The sequence below is a fragment of the Bacteroidota bacterium genome, assembly GCA_040388375.1.
Classification (GTDB): Bacteria; Bacteroidota; Bacteroidia; order UKL13-3; family UKL13-3; genus JAAFJM01.
This window is the reverse complement of sequence record JAZKBU010000001.1, coordinates 276,640-303,010: the sequence shown is the minus strand read 5'-3', so window position 1 is coordinate 303,010 and position 26,371 is coordinate 276,640. Positions and strand designations below refer to the sequence as shown.

Here is a 26,371-nt window from a genome sequence, read left to right as displayed (position 1 = left end):
TTTCGGGCAATTATTTGCATTACTGCTATGAATGTTTAATTTAGTAAACTCAATTGTTATTAAAAAAATAAATAAAAGTTAAATATATGAATTCAAAATCTACTAATTTTTACCTAAGGTTAGTTATCTATCTAGCCGTGATTATTGGACTCAGCTCCAATAGTGTTTATGCTCAAAATGGACTCATCGGGGGGCAAACATATGTTGTTAACGGGCAAACCGATCAGGTTTTACCACGTGACACTTTTGTTAGTTTAAGTGGTGCAGGCTATCCAAGTTATGCTGGAATTATGCCATACTTAGCTGATAGTGGTGTTGACGTAACAAAAGCACCGGGTACTATTACTATTTTACTTGCTTCAGGTTATTCAGGAAGTGAGCCGACAGCTATTCAGGTGGGAAAAACAACTGGTGCAGGTTATCCAAACATGGGTGCGGCTCGTCCAATTGTATTAAAACCTGCTCCGGGTTTAAACTTTACCATTACTACTGCAGCAGCCATAGCTGCTAACGGAAGTTTATTCAGAATATTCGGTAGTACTGATTTTACTATTGATGGAAGTGGAACTGCCGGTCAAAGAAATATTACTTTCCAATTATTATCATCAACGGCTTCAGCAAAAGTTATTGATATTATTCCAAGTGCAACTAACAGGGTTAGAAATGTAAACATTAAAAATTGTGTGATAGTAGGTAACTCAACTGCAACAACTATTAATACCTATGCAGGTATTTATTTTGGTGGTAGTGCAGGAACACCTTCAAGTGCTACTTTAGGTACCAACTTAAATATATCATATACCAACAATTTAATTATGGCCGTTCAAAACGGTATTTACCATAGAGGTTTTCCAACCAATACTACTTCATTTGCTTCTCAAGATACTGGTATTAATATTACTAACAATATTATAGGTGATTATTCAAATCCAACAAATGCTGCAAATACAGCTTTTATCGGAAGTGGAACTAACTCATCAGGTATTTATGTTCAAACAGTAGCTAATTCAACTATTTCAAATAACACTGTTAGAAACACATTATTAACTTCAGCAAGTTTTGCTGGTATCAGGTTGGTTGCTGATGTTGCTTCAATTGGTATTGACTCAAATATCAGAGTTACAAAAAACAAAATCTATAATTTATTTAGTAATGTAATTGGTCAAGGTATTTATGGTATTAGAGTTAGTTTAAATACACATACTACTACACGTAATATATTAATAGCAAATAACTCTATTAGTAGAGTAGCTTCTATAAATGGTAGTGCTACTTTTGCTTCTTTAAACTATACAGCAGGTATTTTGGTTGATAACACAACCAGTTATGCCGGTCTTGAAGTATTATTTAATTCAATTAATTTAGTTGGTGATACTTTAGCCGCTAATGCCATTTCAGCTTGTTTTGTAACAGGAACAGGAACAACTGGTGGTATTAAATTATTAAATAACTCGTTTTCAAATACAATGGGAAGACTTGTAAGCAATACAAGTGGTTACCAAAATTATGTATTTATCAGAAACTCTACAGTTAATCCTATTTCGTATTCAAACTTTAATAATTACCATACTAATACTTTAGGTGGTGGTTATGCTTTTGTTGCTGCTATCAATGCAGGTGCTATTTATAGACAAATTTCAACATTGAAAAATTATAGACTATATAATCCTTCAGATTCGAATAGCTACAATACCATTCCTCCTTATCAATCAGATACTATATTAACAGTTGCAGCAGGCGTAAGCCATAGAATGTTTAATAGAGCTTATTCTTTAAATCAATTGGGCTTTTTTGCTAAATGGTTATCAGATTCAGTAAGAAATAAAGTTACTGAAGACATTTTAGGTAATACAAGAACAGGTTTAGGCAGATTTACATCAATTGGATGTCACCAATGGGTTGGTGATTCTACCAATAACCCTTCTCCATTAATGGGTGGTAGAACCTATTCAGTAAATGGAAACTCTGCACCTCCAGTAAGCCAAACTCCTAATACAGGTAGTTTTAAAGATTTAGCAGAAGCAATTACTTATTTAAATGCTTATGGTATTTCAGCTAACCAAAATGATGTTATTCTAGAGATTAAAGCTAATTACCCAAGAGAAACAAACTGGATTCCTGCTATTGTAGATTACGTAGGTTCAGGTCCTTCAAACAATGTAATTATCAGAACCCAAACAGGTTGGGTTGATACTATTTGGGCTCCAAATGCATTAAACCCAAATAACTCTTCGGTAATTAGAATATTAGGAGGTAGAAACATTACTATAGATGGTAGAACAGGCCGTAATTTAACAGTTATGTTCCAACCTTTATCTTCTGCGGTAAATGCTAGAGTTATTGGTATTACTCCTACAGATACATCATCTCAAAATATTACAATTAGAAATTTAAATATTGTTGGATGTACTTCACCAAGTGCAGTTAATACTTTTGCCGGAATTTACATGGGTAATCCTTTACCTACTACTGGTAATTTTGATACCTTGAGAACTGTTGCCAATATCGGGTTTACATTTGAAAGCAATTATATTCAAGGTGTAAGAAATGGTATTTACGTTAGAGGTTCCGGAGGAAATCCTTCAGCAACACCTCCTGCTTTTGCTGGTTCGCTACCTTCTTTTGTTACCAACAGAATTCAGAATCTTTCTATTTTAAGAAATACTATAGGTGGAACAGTAGCTCCGGGTGGTTCTTTAAACACTACCTATATTGGTGGTGCTGCAGATCAAGCTGGTATTTACATTAAAGGAGCAGAGGCTACCGTTATTGATTCTAATGTTATTAGAAACTGTGTGGCAACAACTTCTCTTTCATCTGGTTTTAGAGGTATTGATATTGATGAAAGTACCTCAGCTGGTATTGTTTATCCTAACTTTGGTATTTCAATTACTAAAAACTTTATCTATAATTTAGTTACTGCTACGGGAACTAATATATATGGTGTAAGATATAATTTTACAGCTGCTACAGGTAAAAGATCTCATATGTTGGCGAATAACTTTATTGGTAGAATAGACTCAAGAGGTGCCAGCACAAACTTTAGTGCATTAAATCCAACAGGAGTTTTAATTGATGCAACACAGGTTCAATCAGCTGCTGATTTAGTTACTTTGGTTAATAATACTATTCACATGAATGGAACACTTAACTTAAATGCGGGTAGTTCAATTTCAGCTTTATTTATCAATACAAACGTAACAGGTGGTATTTCAAGTATCAATAACATATTCGGAGTTTCTGGAAATAGAACAACACCAGGTAATAAATATGCAGTTGTTGTTGGTACTAGTTTAGGTTCTCCATTTACAGCTAGCGCTACTTATACAACACCTGCGTCAGACTTTAATGCTTATTTTGTTTCAGGTAACTCAGTTGCTCCACTTACAAATCATTTCTTAATGGCAAATAATTCAGCTACTGTAAACAGATCTAATATTAATACATTACGTCAATTTACCGGAACAACGGCTGATTTAAGTTCATTCTCTTGGCCGTCTAAATTCATATCAGATACTTTACCTGATTTATTAAGTGTTTCTGCTGGTTCTAGATATACTTTAGGTGGTTCGGTTGCGGTAGTTTTAACTGATATTTATGGAATAGGTAGGGCTTCTACTGGTTCATCATTAGGTGCGGTTAGCTTTAGTGTTACCAATGCTCCTTTACAACCAGGTGGAATTTACCAAATTAATGGTGTTGACAATTATCCTACATTAGCAGCATCAGGTACCGGTTCATTCAGAACCTTACGCTCAGCTGTTGAATATTTGAATGCTTTTGGAACTGGTTTATCATTTAGCGGTGTTAACCCTGCAAAATTAGTTTTATCAAGTGGTTATGTTGGTGAAACAGATACTTTCTTTGGTCCAATCACTGTATTAGATTATCCTTTTGCAAATGCAAATGTTCCTGTAACAGTAACTGTTGCTGCAGGTCGTCAGGACACTATTAAATTTACTTTGATTTCAACTTCTCCGGCTCCAGCAACAACTTCAAGTTTGATTAGAGTTTCAAGCGGTCGTTACTTCGGTTTTGATGGTTCAAACAATGGAACTAAATCGAGAGATTTAACTATTGTTATGCCTGCATCAATGAATAACCCTTCACAAAAAATTATTGATATCATCGGATGGCAGGATGCTATCTTGTCAACTAACTTGGCAAGTACCAATAACTTTGTAAACAACTGTAATTTAATTGGTAACTCAACAACAAGTACCAACAATACATTTGCAGCTATTTATATGGGAGGTATAGTATCTACACCTTCTAACTCTGCCGGAATAGGCGGAAATAACGCAAACGGATTTACTAATAACTTTATTGGTGGTTGCCAATATGGTGTTTACTTAAGAGGTAACGGTGTTAGAGGACAACATGATTTCGGTACCTACGTTGGAGAAAATGTTATTGGTGGTGATATCGCTCCGGGTGGTGCAACTCCAACTAACTATTATGGTGGTATTAATAATGCTGCAGGTATTTTTGTAGTAGGCCAACACAGAGCTACTATTGAGAAAAACCAAATCCAAAACAATATCAGAACATTTACCACTCCAAGAGGTATTGAGTTAGCTACAATTGCAGGTTCTAATACCATTTTAGATTCGGCTAATGTTATTAATGGCAACATTATTAAAAACATACAAACAACTTTAGCTGGTGGTGCTTATGGTATTTACATGAACTTTGGTTCTGATAATGCTAATATCTGGAACAGCACTTCTATTCAAAATAACATGATATCAGGTATTTCTGGTTTAGGTAGCGGTACTTTCATTAATAATCCATATGGTATAGCTTTAGATGCTGGTATTACAGTTGATAATTCAAACATCAAAATAGTTTATAACTCTATTAATTTAGGAACAGCTAATGTTTTAACATCAGGTCAAAGTGCTTGTGTGGCATTAGCCGGCCAGTTTACTTCTACATCTGCTACATTGGCTTCTAGAAGTGGACTTTATATGGTTAACAATATATTTAAAAACAGATTAGGAGGTAATGCTACAACAACCAGAGCAAGTGGTGTTTTAATTGGAGCTAATATCAATCCGTTTACTGTTTCAAATAATAATAACTATTATGTACAAGCTACTTCAGCTACTAATGCTGAGTTTACAGCAAATGCAGCTGTAAGTCCTATTGGATATACTGGTTGGGATAATTTAAATAAATTTACCAACGATGATGTTTATTCAACATCATTCAATGTGCCTTTTACAAATGACACTAATTTATTTATTCCTGCTTTAATTAATTCAGTAATTTATGGTGCTGCAATGCCTTTCCCTGGTATTACTTCAGATGTTATTGGTACTTCAAGAAACTTCTTAAATCCTACAATGGGAGCTCATGAGTACACAGGTGGTAACAATTTAGATAGCGTTGCCCCTAGAATAGTACCATCTGCTATTGCCCCTTGTTTAAATGCATTGTTTAATACAATCGATTTTATAGTAGCAGATAAAAACTACTTAAATGATACTTTCTATTATAGAGTTAACGGAGGAGCAATAAGCACCCTTCAAGCTGTGTCAAGTACTACTAACAGTGGTGGCTTATTAGTTAAAACGTACGCAATTCCTGCTTCGGCATTTACCGGAGGTGTTATTGAGTACAGAATTTCAGCTAATGATATCACGCCTAATAATGGTATTTATCCGATTGGAAAAGCTTGGGATACTTTACAAACAGGAATTTCAACTTTCCCATACACTATGGACTTTGAAAATGGTGCTAACGGATGGACTTCACAAACAGTAAGTGGTGGTGCTTCATGGGATTTAGCTGCTTTCGGATCAATTTCAAACCCGTCTCAATCGGCTTACAGTGGTCTTAAAAACGCATTATTCAGCTCAAGTACTTTAGCTACAGGTGCAACTGCTCGTTTAATCTCTCCTTGCTTTAATTTAAGTGTACTTCAAAACCCAACATTGCGTATTATGTTCTCTCAAAGTAACACAAGTGTTACAAGAAAAGATTCAATTGCAATTAAAGTTTTGGTTAATGGTTTTGCTTCTAATCTGTTGAAATTTGCATTAAGACCTAATGCTAATTCACCATTTGCTGATTATTTCCCAATTGAAGTTTGTTTAACAGACTATAAAACTGCAGGTTTAACTTATAAAATTCAAATTGAAGCAGTAAGTGCTGGTGCAGGTCAAAACATATTGATTGATGATATTCAGATATTTGATGGAGCACAAAATCAGGTTATTACTCCAACAACAACTACAGTATGTAATCTTAACCAACCTGTTCAGGTAAATATACCGAACACAGATTCTCGTTTTGTATACAGAGCTATTCAATTAGATAATTCTGGAAACCCAATTGGAGTATTAGATTCATCTTATGGTAATAACAGTGCTTCACCTATCACTTTAAATTTAGCAAATCGTCAAATTGATACATTACGTTACGTTGTTTCAGCTATTAATTATAATACTGCAACTTACCAACCTATTAATGTTCTTACACAGCCTGTTATATGTGTAAATAACTTACCTGGTGGACCATTTACTGCTATTATCAATAGATTTACTCGTAAAAATGCTGATGGTGGTTATATCATTCCTGATTTATCTTTAAATGCATTTAACGGTTCAGCGAACGCAGGTTCACAGTTTGAACCTGATGGAGTTAAAGTAGGCAGATCAATTACCTATAATATACTTTCTCCTGTTTCTTACTTGGCTGATGCCAGCTATGGAACAGCTTGGACTATTGTAAACACAAGCATGGCTAATTTTAGCAGTAGCACACCTGCTGTAAACTTTACATTTACGGCTCCAAGCGGAGGCAATCCATCTAAAGCAGTATTTACAGCTGATGCTTCAGAAGTTGACCAATTATATGCATTAACAACAACTATTAGATTCTTAGCTACTAATTGCGATACCACTGTTACTCGTTACGTAAGAGTTGTAGATCCTTTAACTATTAATTTTGTAACTGCTCCTCGTACTGATTCAGCTTGTACTGGTAACGTTTTAAACTTTACTATTTCAGGAACAGGAACGGCTGCATCTGGTAATCAATATTTCTGGAACTTTGGTGACGGAACTACTTCTAATTTTGGTACTGGTAATGGAATTGGATTTACTGAGCCGGTTAAGAAAACTTGGAATTCTCCAGGTATTTACAGAGTTAAATTGCGTATTCAAACCGGACTTGGTTTAAGTGATAGTGTTGAAAGAGATATCAGAGTATTACAATCTCCAACCGGAAATTATACTGTAAGTTCTAATTCAATTGTTTGTCAATTAGATTCTACTTATTTCACAGCTGCAGCTACTGGCACCGGTATATCATACTTATGGAGCTTACCTGGTGGTATTACCAGAACAACTGCTAGCACATCATTTGCTTTTGATAAAGCTGATACAAACTATAAAGTTTCATTGACTGTTACGAACACTGCTACTGGTTGTTTTGCTTTCAATGAGCGTATATTCCCATCATATGCTAAACCTAAAGCTAAATTTACTGTTACAAGCCATTGTCAAGGTACATTGTTACCTTACTTAGATAGTACAAGTATATCAACAGGTGAAAATATTGGTTTATTCTGGACTATGAGTAATGGTGATACGAGAGTATCTAAAACATTTGAATACACATTCCCTTTAAGTGGTAGTTTCAGAGTTAGCTTAAGAGCACAAACCCAAGCAGGTTGTGAGGATACTACTTCACAAATTGTAACGGTTTACGAAACACCGAAACCAGATTTCCAAGCATTAACAGTTTGTGTTAACGATTCAGCTCAATTTACTAATCAAACAGTTTATGGTGCAGGTATCCAAAATGCTGATTATGCATGGGACTTCGGTGACAATAGCGGAATTAATAATTTACAAGACCCTAAACACCGTTACTTATCTAACAACAGCGATAATCCTTTTGTAGTTAAATTAGTAGCTTCTAACAGATTATTTGGTTGTAAAGACTCTATTACTAAAGAAGTAAGTGCTAATTTATCTCCAACTGCGGTTGACGAAGTATCTGGAGTAACTGCTATTGGTTTAAAAGACTACAAAGTATGTGAAGGAAATAATGTATTCTTTACAAGTAAATCATTCTCACCTAACCAAAGTAGTATTACTTGTAACTGGTTATTTGGTAATTCTGGTTCTAGCGGAGCTTGTAATACATTCTCTTCTTACACTGCCAGCCCTGTTCGTTACCAATATTTCTTAATTGCAACTGCTAACGGTTGTCAATCAACAAGTACAGGTTATATTACAGTTGTTGCTAAACCAACAGTTAGCTATACTAAAGTACATAGCACTATTCCTGCAAGCAGATTTACTAGTGATAATAAAGTAACATTTACGGCAGGTGTAACTCCTGCTCCTGCTCCAAATTCAGGAACTAAATATACTTGGAACTTTGGTGATGCTGATAGCTCATCTTATTCTTCAACTAAAACTGATTCAGCTGTATTCATCTACAATAAAAAAGGTGTTTACACTGCTAGAGTAAAAGTAACAACTCCTGAAGGATGTGAGGTTACTTATTATGATACAGTAAGAGTATCGGTTGGTGTTGGTATAAACGAAGAGTTAGCTGCTAAATTTAACTTAAGTGCTTATCCAAATCCATTTGCAAACAATGCATTTATCAGTTTCAATCTTGAAACAGCAACTGATGTTTCGGTTTCTATTACAGATGTATTAGGTAGAACTATTTCAAATATTGATTTAGGTAAATTGTCGAGTGGTAAACACGAAAGAGAATTGGCAGAGAATTTATTTACAGCAGCCGGAACTTACTTTATAAAAGTGAAAGTTGGTGATGATGTAATTGTTAAAACTTTAATTAAACAATAAGCGTTTAATTACCATAAAACAAAACCCTCAAGAGCTTAGCTTTTGGGGGTTTTGTTTATTTATAAAAGATTGATGAATAAATATGCAATAGACCTGGCGTACAAAGGCACTCACTTTCATGGCTGGCAAAGACAGCCCAATGCGTTAAGTGTACAGCAGGAGCTGGAAGAAAAACTAGCTTTAATATTACGTAACCCGGTTGAAACAATTGGATGTGGCAGAACTGATACGGGAGTTCATGCAAAACAATTTGTAGCACATTTTGAAAGTGAGCAATTAATAGATACACCCATCATTCTTCATAAAATAAACCAGGTAATAAGTAAGGATATAGCTATTTATGCCATAACACTTGTTGATTCAAACTTTAATGCTCGTTTTGATGCAAAATACAGAGAGTATGAGTATGTAATTAATACCAAACCTAATCCTTTTATGAATGATTTGGCATGGGTATTTATGCGGGAGCTAGACATTACTTTGATGAATGAAGCATGTCAGATACTATTAGTGCACAAAGATTTTGAATGTTTTAGTAAAGTGCATACGCAGGTAAATAATTTTAGGTGCGATTTGATGCTTGCTTTTTGGGAGAGTAAGGAGGATGGGAGGTTGGTTTTTACAATAAGGGCAAACCGTTTTTTACGCAATATGGTTAGAGCTATTGTTGGTACCTTAATTGAAATTGGACTGCACCAAACTACTTTAAAGGAATTAGAGGAAATACTGGCTAGTAAAAACAGATCAGAGGCGGGTACTTCTGTGCCGGCTAAAGGTTTGTATTTAACTAAAGTAGTATATTAAAGTTTTGGTAGGCTTATATTATCGCTTATAATAATACACTCTCCAAATTCGGCCTTTATTTTATTATAAAAAATTTCAGCATCAATTTTAGTTCTGAAATCGCCAACGCGTATTTTAAAGTACGGTTGATTATATATTAAGTAAGCAGTTTGATCGGGGAAAAGTTTTAAGAATTTTGTTTTAACAGCATTTGCATTGTTTCTTTCTGTACCCGAAAATAGTTGAATTCTATATCCCTTTATTACTTTATTGGCACTATTAACGGTTTTATTCTTCTCTATTAAACTATCTAAAAAAGTAGTTTCGCCTTTAATCTGAATGGAGCCATGCTGTTTTTTTTGTGCTATTGATAAATAACTACAAAATAGAAAGATTGCGAAGACGTAGTATTTTAGATAGGTATTCATGTTAATTAATAATTTCAATACTATTAGAAGAGCCTATTATATCAGCACCAGCTTCAATAAAAGCAATGGCTTCTTTTTTTGTTTTGATGCCCCCGGCTGCTTTTATCTTAATTTTTTTAGGTAATGTTTTACGCATTAGTTTTACCTTTTCTAAATCAGCTCCGGTGCTTGCGTGTCCAGTTGATGTTTTTACATAATCTACTTCGCAATCAATACATGCTTTGCACGCTAGTTTTATTTCTTCATCGCTTAAATAAGCAGTTTCAATAATAACTTTTATTTTTTTGTTTTGAAGATGGCAAACGGTAACTACTGATTGAATATCATTTAAAACGGTTTGCATATCACCATTTTTAAAGGCAGTAATATTCATCACCATATCAATTTCGTCAACTCCTGCAATGATTGCTTTTTTTGCCTCTTCTACTTTTGCACCAACGGTTGAATAACCTAAAGGAAAACCAACTACTGTTACCAGTTTTATTGGTTTTTTACCAATTGTTTTTTTAGCTAACTGTAAATAGTATGGCGATACGCATATACCATGAAACTGGTGTTCAATGGCCTCGTTGCAAAGCTTGATAATATCTTCTTTTACACAGTCAGCTTTAAGGTTGGTATGTTCTATATAGGTATTTAGTTCTTCCATAATATGAAATAAAACCCAATGTTGTTATTGGATTTTATTAGTTATTTTTTAGTTTTATGCTACTTCTTTACCGTGGCATTGTTTGTATTTTTTACCGCTACCACAAGGGCATAAATCGTTTCGGCCAATTTTTAAATCATTTACTATTTGTTGTTGTTTTGGCTTATCGCTAACCGGTGGTCCTGCTTGAGCAGCTTTTTGTTGTGCTTCAGCTAAATCATCAGTTCTGCTTGTTTGTAATTTTGGTTGCGGCTCTTTACGAGGAGCCGAACTTACTGTTTGTATATTTTGGTTGTTTTGAATAACAATGTGTCCTCTGAACAACATACCTAATACTTCGCGGTTTATTCTGCTTAGTAAACCTTTAAATAAGTTAAACGATTCTAGTTTGTAAATAAGCAATGGATCTTTTTGTTCAAACACCGCATTTTGTGATGATTGTTTCAAATCATCCATTTCACGTAAATGTTCTTTCCATTCATCATCAATCATCCAAAGTGAGGCAAATTTTTCGAAAGTTTTTGCTACTTCACGACCTTGGTTAGCGACCGCATTTTTTATATTTACAGGTATTTGAATGTTTCTGAATCCATCAGTTATCGGAACAATTATTATTTCATAATCGGCTACGTTATTTTCAGTATTAACCTGGTTAAATACCGGAGCAGCCTGAATAGCCATATTAGCTAATTTCTGTTTATAATGGTCACTTAATTCGGCTAACAATAAATCAACTACATTTTCTGTTTTACCTGAAAATTGATCTTCCGTTATTTGTGTTTCGTGGGTAAGTAAACGAAGTAATTCAAGTTTAAATTCAACATAGTCTTTTGTCTCTTGGTAAATTTCTACTAACTCGTAACTTAAATCGTGTAACATATTACTTAAGTCAAGCTCTAATTTATCGCCATACAAAGCATTTCTGCGTTTAGAGTATATTACTTCACGTTGCGAGTTCATTACGTCATCGTACTCAAGCAAACGTTTCCTTACACCAAAGTTGTTTTGCTCTACTTTACGTTGGGCATTTTCTATGTTTCGGGTAATTAAAGAATGTTCTATGTTTTCACCTTCTTTCATACCCAATCTGTCCATTACTTTTGCTATACGTTCGCTACCAAATAAACGCATTAACTCATCTTCCAAACTAACGTAGAAACGAGAAGAACCCGGATCTCCCTGACGACCTGCACGACCTCTTAACTGTCTGTCCACACGTCTTGATTCATGGCGTTCCGTTCCAACTATCGCTAATCCGCCTACTTCTTTAACACCTTCACCTAGTTTTATATCGGTTCCACGACCAGCCATATTGGTAGCTATTGTTACCGCTGATTTTTGACCGGCTTCTGCAATAATTTCTGCTTCACGTTGATTTTGTTTAGCATTTAAAACATTGTGTTTAATTTTTCGCATACTTAACATACGGCTAAGTAGTTCCGAAATTTCAACTGAAGTAGTACCAACTAGGGTAGGGCGACCGGCTTCACTTAGTTTTACGACATCGTCAATTACAGCATTGTATTTTTCGCGTCTGGTCTTATAAATAATATCATTCTCGTCTTTACGAGATATGGCCCTGTTGGTTGGAATTACTACTACATCTAATTTGTATATTTCCCATAATTCACCAGCTTCTGTTTCAGCAGTACCTGTCATACCACAAAGCTTGTGATACATTCTGAAAAAGTTTTGTAGTGTTACGGTAGCATAGGTTTGTGTAGCAGCTTCTACTTTTACATTTTCTTTTGCTTCAATAGCCTGATGTAAACCATCGCTATAACGTCTGCCATCTAAAACACGGCCTGTTTGTTCGTCAACTATTTTTACTTTTCCATCGCTAATAATGTATTCAACGTCTTTGTCAAACATACAATAAGCTTTTAAAAGTTGGTTTACGGTATGTATACGTTCTGATTTAATAGAGAAATCAAACATTAACTGCTCTTTAGAAGCTACTTTTTCATCTGAGCTTAAATCCGCATTGTTTTCAATTTGTGCAATGGATGAACCTACATCAGGAATAATAAAAAAGTGAGGGTCTTCGCCACTTGAAGTAATTAACTCAACTCCTTTTTCACTCAGGTCTATTGAATTCAATTTTTCTTCAATTACAAAGTATAAATCGGCATCTACTTTATGCATTTCCTTTTGTTGGTCCTGCATATAGTGGCTTTCCGTTTTAGTTAAAATTTGTTTAATGCCTTGCTCTCCTAAATATTTAATCAAGGCAGTGTTTTTAGGCATTGCACGGTGTGCCTGAAGGAGTTTGAATCCGCCATTTTTTTCATCGCCTGCTGCAATTAATTTTTTTGCATCGGCTAGCACCATATTAAATACTTGCTTTTGAGCATTAACCAATCTTTCTACGCGTGGTTTTAGTGCAAAGAACTGTTGGTCATCGCCTTTTGGAACTGGTCCTGAAATAATTAAAGGGGTTCTTGCATCATCTACTAAAACAGAGTCAACCTCATCCACCATGGCGAAATGGTGTTTTCTTTGTACCAGCTCTTCTTTATCACGTGCCATATTATCACGTAAATAATCAAAACCAAATTCATTATTGGTACCATAAGTAATATCGGCTAAATAAGCGTTGCGTCTTGCTTCTGAGTTTGGCTCATGGTAATCAATACAATCCACTCTTAAACCATGGAATTCAAATAATGGAGCATTCCACTCGCAATCTCTTCGTGCCAAATAATCATTTACGGTAACTATATGCACTCCTTCGCCTGCTAATGCATTTAAGTAAGCAGGTAAAGTAGAAACCAATGTTTTACCTTCACCTGTTGCCATCTCGGCAATTTTGCCTGAGTGTAACACTATACCACCTATTAACTGTACATCGTAATGTACCATATTCCAAACTACATTATTACCGGCAGCTTCCCAGCTATTTGAATAATTGGCTCTGTCGCCATCAATAGTAACGGGTTTTTTAGGTTTTGTTTGTGCAGCTAAATCTCTGTCAAAATCAGTAGCAGTAACGGATAATTTTTTGTTTTCGGTAAACCTGCGTGCAGTTTCTTTCACCACGGCAAAAGCTTGTGGAAGTAATTCTGTTAAAGCATTTTCAATTTCTGCATCACGTTGCTTTTTTAGCTTATCAATTTCTTTAAATAAATCATCTTTATCGTTTAAATCAATATCAACAACTTCCGTTTGTTCTTGTAATTCAGCTATATTGCTGTCTAAACTACTTAGTTTAGATTTAATGTAGTCTTTAAACTCATTTGTTTTATTACGTAACTCATCATCGCTAAGGGTTTGTAGTTTATTATACTCCTCATTAACTTGTTTAACAACAGGATAAATGGGTTTTAAATCACGGTCAGATTTGTTTCCAAAAAGCTTACTTAAAATGGCATTTAACATATGAAAATGTTGGTTTTATTTATAAAATTATGTGGCTTGCAAAATAAATAATTTTAACTACCAATCGATAGTATTTATTAAGCATTTTCATTTTAGCTAAAATTAATCCAAGACCAATTATTTGACTTTTTGGCTTGTTTAGTGTAGAGAAATGGTTTAAAATAGCTTTTGTGGCGTATTTTATTTTAAAGTATTTATTGGTAACAGTCTTGTTGTTGGAGGTTATGGTGAAGTACTTGGTTTATGTGCAAAGATAAAAAGGTGATTTTTAATCAAATCTTTAATCATACTAAATTATCTCATTGATTAAGTATTTCGAATAACTACTTTTGGAAAAAGTTTGAAAAGGTTAAGGATAATTATATTTTTAGTAAGTATTATGCCAACGTTTGTATTGGCGCAAACTGTTTATACTTCAAGATTTTTAAGAAATATTGGTATTAGTTCATCATTACTTTTGGGTTACGATGTATCGTTAAGAACAAATGAAACACAGTTTGGCAACTACAATAAAATAGTAACCGGGGCTGAATTTGGGATTGTTTACAGAACGGACGGACAAAAGGATTGGAATAAGCTTTACAACAATCCGCGTATAGGAATAAACTTTGCTTATATGAACCTGCCTTTGAATTCTATTTTTGGTAAGGCGGTTACTGCCATACCCTACATTGATTTTAACTGGTTAAATTTACCCAAAACCTATGGCTTTTTTAGGTTTGGTATAGGTGGTGCTTATATGAATAAGTATTATAAGCTGGAAACCAATAGCTCTAATTACTCCATATCAACTACCGGTAATTTTGCATACGAACTGGGTTTCGGGTTACACCATAATATTATACCTAATATGGATTTAGATTTTCAGGTTGGTATGGTTAATATTTCAAATGGAGGTACCAAAGCACCTAACCAGATGATTAGTGTGGGTTATGCAAAGTTTGGAGTAAGTGCTTTTTTTTACGATAGAATGAATACCCGCGGGCACACTGTTTTTAGGAGTAAGTTAACTAAAATATGGTATTGGCAGGCTTTTGCGGGCGGTGGTTACAAAAGTATCTTAAAACCGCTTGCGGTATCCTATCCGGTAGGAGTATTCTCCGCTCAGTATTTATATGCTTATAATAAATTATTTAATTATGGTTTTGCCTTGGATATGTATTTTGATCCAACACCCAATATCAGAACCTTATCGCCTAAATTAATGTCGGATATTAAATTTATAGATAAGTTTCATGCGGGTATTGGTTTTACATCGGAGTTTGAAATAGGAAAAATTAGTATTCCTATTTATTTAATGCATTACGTATATAATTTAAAGTATGTAGGAACAGGGGGTATTTACAGCAAGTTTGGTATAAAATATACGCCTATGCATAATTTTTTTATGGGCATTAATTTTAAAAATACTTTCGACTCTAAAATGGGTGTTCAAGGTGATTTTGTTGAATGTTATTTGGGTTACAGACTTAAACCCAAACCTCCAATAAAAAATATTATTAAGTAACATTATTGTTGAACGAAGACAATAAAAAAGCGCGAATTTTTAATTCGCGCTTTTTTTATACTTAATGTATGGTTGAAAATCTATTTAGTAAAATATACTCTGTAACGAGGTTCTAACTCTTCAATCATTTTTGAGATGGATTCTGATTGTCTTTTTTCTTTGCCTTTCATATCCATACCATTTAATTTGGTTAAAGTAATTCGTGCTTCATCGTATTGGTCTGACCACATTTGTGCTTCTGCTATATTTAATAATGTAGCGCCTGCTATTTCCCTGTTTACTCTCGCCTTTTTATCTTTTAAATCGGCTTGACTAAAAGCAGTTTGCCACAAAGCAATAGATTGTACTAATTTAGCTTTTGATTCTTTTTTCTCTGCATCGTTTTTTAATAAAACATAAGCCTGGCTTGCTGTTTCAAATGCTGTTATATAATCGGTATAATCATATTTTTTACCTTCGGCTACCCATATATCTGATTCGTGTTTAACCTTTTTCAAGGCATGGTAATCGTTCAATAACAAATTGGCCCCTTTTATACTTTCCATCACGGCTTTTTCTTCCAACGAACTCAGAATAGCTTCTTTGTTTTTTTCATAGTTTGCTTTTAGTTCGGCTTCGCTATTATATACTTCGGTATAAAATTTACTGAATGAATTTAATTTTTCAGGAGTTTCTGAATAAATAAATTGGGAGCCTATTACTTCAGCTTTAATAACAACGGGGTGCTTATAGCTTATTTCGTATTTGTACTTTTTATTTGTTTGTCCTCCACTAAATATATTATCGAAGGTTACAACAGGCTCTAACATTTCAAAGCCCATTAGGCTGATGTTAATTTTTAAACCATTGCCAGCTACATCGTTCATGCCTTCCAGTTTTACCATATTGGCAAGCATATCTAAATCAAATGTTCTGCTTAATTTAAGCTCACTCATGTGCTCTGTCACAGGCTTTTTCTCGTCTAGCAATGCCCTGTCGGCTATTTTTTGCATGGTGGTTTTTTGCTTGTAGGCATCTGCTTTTTCTTTATTCCTTGTTTCTAATGCTACTTTATTTTTTTCGTACTCTTCTTTCTTTTCATCATTTTTATCCGCGTACGGAGCATCAACCGTTACATGGTAGTTCATGGTATTTGCAGGCAATGGCCTTGAAGGGAGTTGAATGTATTCATACTTAACTTCTCTCTTCTCTGCATCTTGTGCATTTGCCAACATGCTTATACATAAAGCTACTGACAATAAAATTTTTTTCATGTTTAGTTTTTATTGGTTTTATTATCCTAATGCTTTTATTTCACTTACCAGTTGTGTCAATGCTTTTTTTGCATCACCAAACAACATGCTTGTTTTTGGTTTGTAAAACAATTCGTTTTCAATACCAGCATAACCAGCTTTCATGCTTCGTTTGTTTACAATAACATTGGCTGCATTTTCTACATCTAATATTGGCATTCCGTAAATAGGTGAACTTGGGTCGGTTTTAGCTGCCGGATTTACCACATCGTTTGCACCTACAACCAATACTACATCGGTGGTAGCAAACTCGGGATTTACTTCTTCCATCTCTATTAACTTATCGTAGCTTACATTACTTTCGGCTAACAACACATTCATGTGACCCGGCATACGTCCTGCAACAGGATGAATAGCATATTTTACATCAATTCCTTCTGCTTCCAATAACAGCTCTAAATCGTGTACAATATGTTGTGCTTGTGCCACTGCTAAACCATAACCGGGTACTATAATTACTTTCTTTGCATATTTCATTAGTATGGCTGCATCGCTCGGGGTTACTTCTTTTATGGTTCCTTCAAAGTTTGATGCAGTTGCTGCATCTCCTCCTTTAGCGCCACCTCCAAAGTTTCCTATTAATACATTTACCAATGAACGGTTCATGGCTTTACACATAACGATGGTTAATAATGTTCCGGCCGAACCTACTAAAATACCTCCTACTAACATTACTTTGTTATCGTATAAAAATCCACCACAAGCTGCAGCTACTCCCGTAAATGAATTTAATAACGATATTACTACCGGCATATCAGCTCCGCCAATAGGCAATACAAATAATACTCCGTATAGTAACGATAAGGCAAATACAGCATAGAATATTTCAATGGTATAAGGTGTTCCTCCAAATATCATTACACCTGAAAGAATTAATATAACCAACAACAAACCTATATTGATTGCTTGTTGCATGCCCAATGATTTGTCTTTTACGTTTCCACTTAATTTACCCCAGGCTATAATACTACCGGCAAATGAAACGGAGCCTATAATTAAACCCAATACAATGGTTAATAAATGACCAGCAGCTACAGCACTTAAATCTATTTCGCTTAAATGTTTAAACTCAATAATAGAAATAAGCATAGCACAAGCGCCTCCCATTCCATTAAATAAACTTACCATTTCGGGCATGGCTGTCATTTGTACTTTTTTGGCTACTATCCAGCCTACTACGGTACCTACTAACAACGCACCAAAAATAAAACCAAGGTTATGTAAATGTTCACCTGCTTCATTGGTGTATAAAAATATGGTTCCGAATATGGCCAGTACCATTCCAAAGGCAGCCATTAAATTGCCCTTGCGCGCAGTGGCAGGGTTTCCTAAAAATTTTAAGCCTGCAATAAAAGTTACTGAAGCGATTAAGTATATTATTTGTAGAATATGTTGTTGCATGTTATGATTTCTTGTGTTAATGGATTTATCATTATTGTTAGATGGTTGGATTATTATTTTTTAATTAAACAATCTGACAATTGTTAAACTTATTTTTTCTTTTTAAACATCTCCAACATTCTATCGGTTACTACAAAACCACCTACCACGTTTAAGGTGCCTAGCACCACGGCTAAGAAACCTAAAATAAGTGAAGCAACATGTTCTGCCTGTCCCATTACAATAATAGAGCCTATAATAACTACACCGTGTATAGCGTTAGCGCCACTCATTAAAGGGGTGTGTAAAACCGATGGCACATGGCCAATTAATTCAATACCAACAAATATCATTAAGATAATGAGGTAAAACATTTCAATGTGTTGTGTTATAAATTCGAGCATACTTTATATTTATGATTTTTGACTTAAGATTTATGATTTGTTACCAATTATTACATCAATAAAATTTGAGTAATAATTGGTTGTTTTTTATTTCAAAATTTTCCCTTCGTGTGTTATAAAAGTTCCTTTGGTAATTTCTTCTTCCATTTCATACTTAAAACCATCTTTAGTGGCTAAATGGGTTAATAAATTCTGAATATTTTTAGCATATAATTCACTAGCGTTTTGTGGTAATGTACTTGGCAAATTACTTTGGCCAATTAAAGTAACACCATGTTTTATTACTGTTTTATTTAATTCGCTTAACTCGCAATTACCACCTTGCTCTACTGCCATATCAACTATTACAGCACCCAATTTCATTTGTTTTACTTGTTCCTCGGTAATTAAAACAGGTGCTTTTTTGCCCATTACCAATGCAGTAGTAATTACTAAATCGGCTTGGAACAAACTTTTGTTTACGGCCTCTTTTTGTTTTTGCAAATATTCTGCTGAAACTTCTTTGGCGTAACCACCTTCCACTTTAGCTGCTTCTGCATCTTTTACTTCAATAAACTTTCCACCTAAACTTTCTATTTGTTCTTTGGTTTCGGGTCTTACGTCTGTACACTCTACTATGGCACCTAAACGTTTTGCAGTAGCAATGGCCTGTAGTCCTGCTACACCGGCACCGTATATTAAAACTCTTGAAGGAGTAATCGTTCCGGCTGAGGTCATTAACAACGGAAATATTTTGCCTAGTTGTGAAGCGCCTAAAATAACCGCTTTATAACCGCCTAAGTTAGCTTGCGAACTAAGTGCATCCATATTTTGTGCACGGCTGATACGTGGTATAGCATCCATACTGATAGCAGTGATATTTTTAGCTGCTAATTTTTGAATGAGCTCCGGATTATTATTGGCATATAAAAACGAAATGCAAGCAGTGCCTGCTTGCATTAAATTTATTTCTTCATCAGTTGGTGCATTAACTTTAGCTAAAATAGAAGCTTGTGCCAGTGCCTCGCTCTTTGAAACAACTTTACAACCAACATGGGTATAAGCATCGTCATTAAAATTTGAGTTATAGCCTGCGTTGGTTTCTACCAAACATTCGTAACCTTGCTTTATAAGTTGTGTGCAAACTGCCGGAGTTAATGCTACTCTGTTTTCGCCTTCGCGGGTTTCTTTTAAAACGGATATTTTCACTAGTTAAAATTATTTTTTCAAGGGCAAAATATATTTTTTTTTTCATTGTTGAACTGTTTTATTGCTAAATATCTGTTCAATCTTTAAATTATACTTTGTTTAAAATAGCTTATTCCAATATATATCAGCATTCGTTGCCCGAAGGGCATCGTTTCCCTATGCTTAAATATGAATTAATCCCACAACAATTATTGTACGAAGGTATTATTGAGGAAAATAATTTATTTGAACCAACAGTGTGCAATGAGCAAACCATTTTACTGACGCATGAATATGGGTACTGGCATAACTTGAAAAATCTTTTACTATCTGAACGCGATATGCGTAGAATAGGATTTCCTTTATCGGCTGAACTGGTAACACGTGAAATAACCATTATGCAAGGTACTATTGATGGTGCTTTGTATGCACAAAAATATGGTTGTGCTATGAATATAGCCGGAGGTACTCACCATGCTTTTACTAATAAAGGGGAGGGTTTTTGTTTGTTAAATGATATGGCTATAGCGGCCAATTATTTATTGACAAATAAATTAGCTGAACGTATTTTAATAGTTGACTTGGATGTGCATCAGGGAAACGGAACGGCACAAATTTTTCAAAATAATGCAGCGGTGTTTACTTTTAGTATGCATGGTAAAAACAATTATCCTTTTCATAAGGAACAATCTGATATGGATATTGAACTGATGGACGGTACTAACGATACAATGTATTTAGATTTATTACATCAGCATTTACCTTTGGTTGTACAAAAACACCGCCCTGATTTTATATTTTATTTATGTGGGGTTGATATTTTAGCTACTGATAAATTTGGCAAGCTAAATATAAGTACTGAGGCTTGTAAACAACGCGATGTTTTTGTATTTGAATTATGCAAAGCCAATAAAATACCTGTTGCTTGTGCCATGGGCGGTGGTTACTCACCTAAAATAAGCGATATTGTAAATGCCCACTGTAATACTTTTAAAGCAGCAGCCGAAATATTTTTTCAATAATTAATAAAAATCATTGATTTGCTGCTATTCTTTCTGCTTGTGGCATACTGCTAAAATTTTAATAAACGCAACACAAAAATTTTTATAAATTTTTCCTCAACTATTGATTTTATAGAAACTCTCAATTTATTTGCTGCCTGAAAAAAAACAAAAAAATACTTGACTTTTTAACCAAACTTAAACAACATTTGCATAGATAATTTTCACTCAAATGAAACTACAATCAGTAACAGCCCGCTCAGTAAGCAAACCATCAGCTAGTAAAGCTGTGGACGTAATGAATGCACCACGTGCAGCCAAAAAGAAATCAGACGATGAAGATGATTTTGATGATGATGACGATTTAAAAATCGAAGACGATGACTTTGACAGTGATGACGATGATGATGTTATTGATGTAAAAGAGCCAGCATCATTTGAAGATTTTGATGATGATGATGACGATGATGATGACGACTTTTAATATTTAAATCAATTTTATTTTAGCTACGCCTCCAATAAACCGGGGGCGTTGTTATTTTATTACTTTTGTTTAAAGCCCTGTCAAAAATATAAATACTATATTGGATGGTATCAATTAGCTTGGTTGACAAGCGCTGGCTGGTTGATATTTTTACATCTAATTCAATATCACCTCTTATGGCTTTATGCTTGCCTTCAGGTGTTAAACTGGGCATTCTGTAAGTGTATTGAAAAGTATCGGTAGTTCCCGGAGCTATGTATGGTTTAAACACACCATTTACCATTTCTCTATACTCTACATAACAATTAAAATAATAAGGATTTAACGATATATTGGTAATAGAATCGAACTTTGGATTGTAAGGAGGGAGTGTATCGCCATCGTTTAAACCAATATCGCCATCACCATCTTTAAAAGTAAAAATTAATTTTAACAAAGAATCCTTTCCGCTACTGCTTAGTATGTAAGCTGTTTTATATTCAATTTGAGGAATGTTTGAGTATATTTCTTTTTCTTTGCACGCGCTTAAAAGCAATCCTGAAAAAAGCAGAGCGAAGGTAACCTTGTAACTTATGTTTAACATTGATGATTTTGTAAAGTCCATTTTTGACCCAAGTTTAATTCATTTTGATGAGCTGGCTTTAAAAGCATTTGCTTACCAATACGATAATAATATTGTTTACCAACAATATTGCAAACTTAATAAAATACTCGACAAACAAAGCGTTACAAAAGTTGCACAAATTCCTTTTTTGCCTATCCAGTTTTTTAAATCGCATGCTATTGTTACGGGTACAAAAGTACCTGAAATACAATTTACAAGTAGCAGTACCAGCGGGCAAGGAGAAAGTAAACACCTAGTTGTGGATGGAACTATTTATACAAAAAGTTTTTTTGCTGCCTTTGAACATTTTTACGGACCCATTACTGATTATTGTTTTTTAGCATTGTTGCCCTCTTATTTAGAAAGAACGGGTTCTTCTTTATTGCTCATGTGTGATGAGCTGATAAAAGCGAGTAACAATCCATTAAGCAATTTTTATTTATACAACCATAACCAGTTAGCGGATGTATTATTACAGTTAAAAGAGAAAAAGCAAAAAACTATTTTAATTGGAGCCACCTTTGCTTTGCTTGATTTTGCTGAAACGCACAATATTTCCTTTCCTGAATTAATTGTAATGGAAACAGGTGGGATGAAAGGGCGTAGGAAAGAAATTACCAGAGCCGAAACACATACTTTGTTAGCTAATGCTTTTGCTGTTACTAATATACATTCCGAGTATGGCATGACTGAACTGCTGAGCCAGGCTTATAGCCATGAAAAAGGTGTTTTTGAATGCCCGAAATGGATGCAAATAAAAATAAGTGACCCTACTGACCCTTTTACTTTTTTAGGCGCTAATAAAAGTGGTGTTATCAATGTTATCGATTTAGCTAATATTCACTCTTGTTGTTTTATTCAAACACAAGACTTAGGTAAATTAACCGGCCCCAAAAACTTTGAAGTGCTTGGAAGACTTGATAATAGCGATATAAGAGGCTGTAGTTTATTGACTGTTTAGGTAATCAAAAAATATTATTTTAATAGGCTCAAATATGCTTGGCAATTCTTATTTTCGCAACCTTAACTTAAAAACATAAAAAATAAATGGCAGAAGTTATACGCATGCCCAAAATGAGTGATACAATGACGGAAGGTGTTATTGTATCATGGTTAAAACAAGTGGGCGATGACATAAAATCGGGTGATATTTTAGCTGAGGTGGAAACAGATAAAGCCACCATGGAATTAGAGAACTTTGTAAAAGGAACTTTATTGCATATAGGTATTCCTGCCGGAGGAAGTGTTCCTGTTGATGCATTGATAGCCATTGTTGGACAAAAAGGTGAAGATATTTCAGCTTTATTGGAAACAGGAGCTGGTACTCCTGCAAAAGCAGAAGAGCCTAAAACGGAAGAACCAAAAGCAGAAACAACTACTACAACTGAAACCAGCGTTGCTGTTTCATCAGCACCACAAACACATACAACTGCTAATACGGATGATGGAAGAGTAAAAGCCTCGCCATTAGCTAAAAAAATAGCAGAAGAAAAAGGTATTGCTTTGAATCAAATTGCAGGAAGTGGCGATGGGGGACGAATTGTAAAACGTGATGTTGAAACATTTACACCAAATAAAGCCGCAGCAACAACTTCTGCAGCCGGAGCTCCTGCTTACAATATACCTGCAGTAGTTGGAACTGAAAGTTATGAAGAGGTTCCTGTTTCACAAATGCGCAAGGTAATTGCCCGCAGGTTAAGCGATAGTTTGTTTACTGCTCCACATTTTTTCCTTACCATGGAAATTAATATGGATAATGTAAATGCTGCCCGTAAAACTATCAATGCGGATGGCGATGTGAAAATATCTGTTAACGATTTTATCGTAAAAGCAGTAGCTGCATCGTTACGCAAAAATCCAAAAGTAAACTCAAGCTGGTTAGGCGATAAAATTCGTTATAACCACCACATACATGTTGGTGTAGCAGTAGCTATTGAAGATGGTTTAATAGTACCTGTTGTGAAATTTGCAGACAATAAATCACTTTCACACATAAGTGCTGAGGTAAAACAATTAGCTGATAAAGCCAAAAATAAAAAATTGCAGCCTAACGAGTTTGAAGGTAATACTTTTACCATCTCAAATTTAGGTATGTATGGTATTGAAGAGTTTACTGCTATTATCAACCCACCTGATGCTTGTATTTTAGCTGTTGGTGGAAGTAAAGAAACAGTAATAGTAGAAAATGGACAGATGAAAGTGGCTACAATTATGAAAGTAACTTTAAGTTGCGATCACCGTTTAGTGGATGGGGCTATAGGTTCTACCTTCTTAAAAACACTGAAAGAGTTATTGGAAAATCCGGTTAAACTATTGGTTTAATCAATAAATAAAAAAGCCTGCTTTAGTCAACTAAAGCAGGCTTTTTTTATGCGTTTTATCTTGCAGAAAGTGGGACACTTATTTGCAATGATTCTCCTTGTTTTAGCGTTAAATTCCCTTTCCTGATCCACGGATTTAGTAGTTTAACATTTTTATAATTGGTGCCTTGATCTATGGACCATTTGGCTAAATCTAAAATAGAATTTGTAACTAAAATTTCTCTGCTTGGAATTACATCATACAAATGTGTTTTGGCTAAAAAGAAACCGTAATGTTCCGGTTTTTCAGCTATTTCTTTAATCGCTAAAATTCTGAATACATAACGCGAGGTTTCGGTATTTAAAAACAATTCATAATAACTTTGTACGTATTGGTTTTGCATTTGACGTTTCAAACCCTCTATACCCATGTTGTAGCTTGCTGCTACTAAACCCCAATCATTAAATTGTGCATATGCTTCTTTAAAATATTTACAGGCTGCATAGGTTGCTTTTTCTAAATGATAACGTTCATCTACTTCTTCATTAATTTGTAATCCGTACTGCTTACCAGTTTTATCCATAAACTGCCAAAAACCGGCAGCACCAGCCGGTGAAACTACATTTAACAAACCGCTCTCAATTAGGGCTACGTATTTTAAATCATCAGGCAATCCTTCTTTTTTAAGTATTTTTTCAATAACAGGAAAGAACCTGTTGGCTCGTTTAAGCATTAAAATAGTTTGCGACTGCCAGTATACATTGGTCAATAATTCTCTGTCAAATCGCTCTTTTACATCAAAACTTTTTAAACTTATTTTTTGATTGGCAAACGTAACAAACTCCGGAATGGGTAATGAATATACCTTATAATTTTGTTCTAAAAGTTGTTGCTGCTTATCGTCATCGCGTAAAGCACCATTTATTACAAATCCACTTACACTTATCAGCAAACATAAAACAACTAAAATACTGTTTTTAGAATTTAACCACTTCATATCTATTCTTCTCCGTATGGTTTAAAATTAGCATAGTTTTTCCATTTGTCAAGCACCTGTACAAAATCTGTTGGAAGCTCGCTTTCAAAAAACATTTTCTGTTTAGTAGTGGGATGAATAAATCCAAGAGAACGTGCATGCAAAGCCTGACGAGGTAGTATAGCAAAACAATTATCTACAAATTGCTTGTACTTGGTAAATGTAGTTCCTTTTAAAATTCTATCACCACCATAAGTAGTATCGCCAAATAAAGGATGTCCTATACTTTTACAATGTACCCTTATTTGATGGGTGCGTCCTGTTTCTAATTTTAATTCTATTAAACTTACATAATTTAAGCTTTCAATTACTTTATAATGAGTTACACTCCATTTGCCTTTTTCAGCATCATCATATAATTGAAATATTTTTCTGTCGTGATTACTTCTGCCTATATAACCGGTAATAGTTCCTTGCTCTTCAGGCATATCTCCCCAGGCTATTGCATTATAGCTTCTCTCAATACTATGCTCATAAAATTGTTTAGCCAAATGGGTCATGGCATGTTCTGTTTTAGCCACTACCAATAACCCGGTAGTATTTTTATCAATTCTATGTACCAAACCTGGTCTGATGTTATTTTCCTTTGCAAATGGAACATCTTTTAAATGCCAGGCCAAAGCATTGACCAATGTACCTGTAGTGTTATTGTAACCGGGGTGAACAACCATGCCTGACGGTTTATTAATAATTAATAAATCATCGTCTTCATACATAATGTTTAACGGAATATTCTCCGGAACTACTTCGGTATTGGCCGGTGGATTAGGTAATACAATACTAATTACATCAAAAGGTTTTACTTTATAGCTTGATTTTATAGGTTTGTCGTTTACTAAAATACAATCCAAATCGCAGGCCTGTTGCAGCTTTGAACGGGTAGCATTAGGAATACGAATCATTAAATATTTATCAATCCGAAGTAGGCTCTGTCCCTTTTCTACAACAACCCTATGGTGTTCATAAAGTTCTTGGTCTTCATTATTGTCATCCTCTTGTAATGGCTTTAAATACATTTTACAAAGGTATAGAAAGTATTTTTTACATTGTTCAAGTAATTACAACAAAAAAGCCAACTCATTTGAGTTGGCTTTTTTGTTTCTTATAATGTTTTATTGAT

General features: G+C 34.5%; 17 protein-coding genes. 7 read left to right on the top strand and 10 right to left on the bottom strand.

The features are described from left to right. Positions 1-86 precede the first annotated feature (86 nt). Together V4538_01330 and truA are read left to right on the top strand one after the other, a co-directional pair. Positions 87-8,837 carry a PKD domain-containing protein gene (locus tag V4538_01330; GenBank protein MES2379651.1) on the top strand — a complete coding sequence of 2,917 codons (8,751 nt, stop codon included), beginning with the start codon at positions 87-89 and terminating at the stop codon, positions 8,835-8,837. 72 nt (positions 8,838-8,909) lie between these two features. Continuing rightward, entirely contained in the window at positions 8,910-9,641 is a 732-nt protein-coding gene (truA, locus tag V4538_01325; protein MES2379650.1) for a tRNA pseudouridine(38-40) synthase TruA, read from the top strand. Here the strand turns inward: truA and V4538_01320 are convergent. The 3 genes from V4538_01320 to secA are packed head-to-tail and all read right to left on the bottom strand — an operon-like array spanning position 9,638 to position 14,075. Next, on the bottom strand, positions 9,638-10,048 hold the full coding sequence (locus V4538_01320) for an SPOR domain-containing protein (GenBank protein ID MES2379649.1): 411 nt from the start codon (positions 10,046-10,048) through the stop codon (positions 9,638-9,640). The genes truA and V4538_01320 overlap by 4 nt on opposite strands. Before the next feature lies 1 nt (position 10,049). Beyond that, the gene (gene deoC, locus V4538_01315) at positions 10,050-10,697 is read right to left on the bottom strand and encodes a deoxyribose-phosphate aldolase (GenBank protein ID MES2379648.1); all 648 of its coding nucleotides are present in this window, start codon (positions 10,695-10,697) and stop codon (positions 10,050-10,052) included. Positions 10,698-10,751: 54 nt separating this feature from the next. Beyond that, entirely contained in the window at positions 10,752-14,075 is a 3,324-nt protein-coding gene (gene secA / locus V4538_01310) for a preprotein translocase subunit SecA (protein ID MES2379647.1), read from the bottom strand. Between the two features lie 379 nt (positions 14,076-14,454). Between secA and V4538_01305 the strand changes: the two genes are divergently transcribed. Continuing rightward, positions 14,455-15,582: an acyloxyacyl hydrolase gene (locus tag V4538_01305; GenBank protein ID MES2379646.1), complete on the top strand. Its 1,128-nt coding sequence runs from the start codon at positions 14,455-14,457 to the stop codon at positions 15,580-15,582. A gap of 80 nt (positions 15,583-15,662) precedes the next feature. Here V4538_01305 and V4538_01300 read toward each other — a convergent pair whose 3' ends face one another. From V4538_01300 to V4538_01285, 4 genes are all read right to left on the bottom strand, one after another. Then, positions 15,663-16,835, bottom strand: a complete 1,173-nt coding sequence (locus V4538_01300; protein MES2379645.1) for a hypothetical protein — start codon at positions 16,833-16,835, stop codon at positions 15,663-15,665. Between the two features lie 21 nt (positions 16,836-16,856). Continuing rightward, complete coding sequence (locus V4538_01295) at positions 16,857-18,275, bottom strand: NAD(P)(+) transhydrogenase (Re/Si-specific) subunit beta (GenBank protein MES2379644.1); 1,419 nt, start codon at positions 18,273-18,275, stop codon at positions 16,857-16,859. 89 nt (positions 18,276-18,364) lie between these two features. Beyond that, entirely contained in the window at positions 18,365-18,658 is a 294-nt protein-coding gene (locus V4538_01290) for an NAD(P) transhydrogenase subunit alpha (GenBank protein MES2379643.1), read from the bottom strand. 87 nt (positions 18,659-18,745) lie between these two features. Continuing rightward, positions 18,746-19,846, bottom strand: a complete 1,101-nt coding sequence (locus V4538_01285; protein ID MES2379642.1) for a Re/Si-specific NAD(P)(+) transhydrogenase subunit alpha — start codon at positions 19,844-19,846, stop codon at positions 18,746-18,748. 95 nt (positions 19,847-19,941) lie between these two features. Between V4538_01285 and V4538_01280 the strand changes: the two genes are divergently transcribed. Both V4538_01280 and V4538_01275 read left to right on the top strand, forming a co-directional pair. Further along, positions 19,942-20,847, top strand: coding sequence for a histone deacetylase (locus V4538_01280; GenBank protein ID MES2379641.1), 906 nt, complete (start codon positions 19,942-19,944; stop codon positions 20,845-20,847). Between the two features lie 211 nt (positions 20,848-21,058). After that, the gene (locus V4538_01275; GenBank protein MES2379640.1) at positions 21,059-21,310 is read left to right on the top strand and encodes a hypothetical protein; all 252 of its coding nucleotides are present in this window, start codon (positions 21,059-21,061) and stop codon (positions 21,308-21,310) included. A 19-nt stretch (positions 21,311-21,329) separates the two neighbouring features. Here the strand turns inward: V4538_01275 and V4538_01270 are convergent, their stop codons facing one another. Further along, the gene (locus V4538_01270) at positions 21,330-21,893 is read right to left on the bottom strand and encodes a hypothetical protein (protein MES2379639.1); all 564 of its coding nucleotides are present in this window, start codon (positions 21,891-21,893) and stop codon (positions 21,330-21,332) included. Between V4538_01270 and V4538_01265 the strand changes: the two genes are divergently transcribed. Together V4538_01265 and V4538_01260 are read left to right on the top strand one after the other, a co-directional pair. Then, positions 21,883-22,875 (top strand): acyl transferase, encoded by a 993-nt coding sequence (locus V4538_01265; GenBank protein ID MES2379638.1) that lies wholly within the window; start codon positions 21,883-21,885, stop codon positions 22,873-22,875. The genes V4538_01270 and V4538_01265 overlap by 11 nt on opposite strands. Before the next feature lie 86 nt (positions 22,876-22,961). Continuing rightward, a complete protein-coding gene (locus V4538_01260; GenBank protein ID MES2379637.1) occupies positions 22,962-24,236 on the top strand; it encodes a pyruvate dehydrogenase complex dihydrolipoamide acetyltransferase in 1,275 nt (424 codons plus the stop codon). A gap of 55 nt (positions 24,237-24,291) precedes the next feature. Here V4538_01260 and V4538_01255 read toward each other — a convergent pair whose 3' ends face one another. Continuing rightward, positions 24,292-25,212, bottom strand: coding sequence for a lytic transglycosylase domain-containing protein (locus V4538_01255; GenBank protein ID MES2379636.1), 921 nt, complete (start codon positions 25,210-25,212; stop codon positions 24,292-24,294). Positions 25,213-25,214: 2 nt separating this feature from the next. Then, a complete protein-coding gene (locus tag V4538_01250; protein MES2379635.1) occupies positions 25,215-26,267 on the bottom strand; it encodes an RluA family pseudouridine synthase in 1,053 nt (350 codons plus the stop codon). Between the last annotated feature and the right edge of the window lie 104 nt (positions 26,268-26,371).

Excerpts from the sequence above, each read along its gene's own strand:
- V4538_01330 (MES2379651.1), top strand. The coding sequence starts at position 87 with ATGAATTCAAAATCTACTAATTTTTACCTAAGGTTAGTTATCTATCTA.
- truA (MES2379650.1), top strand. The coding sequence starts at position 8,910 with ATGAATAAATATGCAATAGACCTGGCGTACAAAGGCACTCACTTTCAT.
- V4538_01320 (MES2379649.1), bottom strand. The coding sequence starts at position 10,048 with ATGAATACCTATCTAAAATACTACGTCTTCGCAATCTTTCTATTTTGT.
- deoC (MES2379648.1), bottom strand. The coding sequence starts at position 10,697 with ATGGAAGAACTAAATACCTATATAGAACATACCAACCTTAAAGCTGAC.
- secA (MES2379647.1), bottom strand. The coding sequence starts at position 14,075 with ATGTTAAATGCCATTTTAAGTAAGCTTTTTGGAAACAAATCTGACCGT.
- V4538_01305 (MES2379646.1), top strand. The coding sequence starts at position 14,455 with ATGCCAACGTTTGTATTGGCGCAAACTGTTTATACTTCAAGATTTTTA.
- V4538_01300 (MES2379645.1), bottom strand. The coding sequence starts at position 16,835 with ATGAAAAAAATTTTATTGTCAGTAGCTTTATGTATAAGCATGTTGGCA.
- V4538_01295 (MES2379644.1), bottom strand. The coding sequence starts at position 18,275 with ATGCAACAACATATTCTACAAATAATATACTTAATCGCTTCAGTAACT.
- V4538_01290 (MES2379643.1), bottom strand. The coding sequence starts at position 18,658 with ATGCTCGAATTTATAACACAACACATTGAAATGTTTTACCTCATTATC.
- V4538_01275 (MES2379640.1), top strand. The coding sequence starts at position 21,059 with ATGAAACTACAATCAGTAACAGCCCGCTCAGTAAGCAAACCATCAGCT.
- V4538_01265 (MES2379638.1), top strand. The coding sequence starts at position 21,883 with ATGTTTAACATTGATGATTTTGTAAAGTCCATTTTTGACCCAAGTTTA.
- V4538_01270 (MES2379639.1), bottom strand. The coding sequence starts at position 21,893 with ATGTTAAACATAAGTTACAAGGTTACCTTCGCTCTGCTTTTTTCAGGA.
- V4538_01260 (MES2379637.1), top strand. The coding sequence starts at position 22,962 with ATGGCAGAAGTTATACGCATGCCCAAAATGAGTGATACAATGACGGAA.
- V4538_01255 (MES2379636.1), bottom strand. The coding sequence starts at position 25,212 with ATGAAGTGGTTAAATTCTAAAAACAGTATTTTAGTTGTTTTATGTTTG.
- V4538_01250 (MES2379635.1), bottom strand. The coding sequence starts at position 26,267 with ATGTATTTAAAGCCATTACAAGAGGATGACAATAATGAAGACCAAGAA.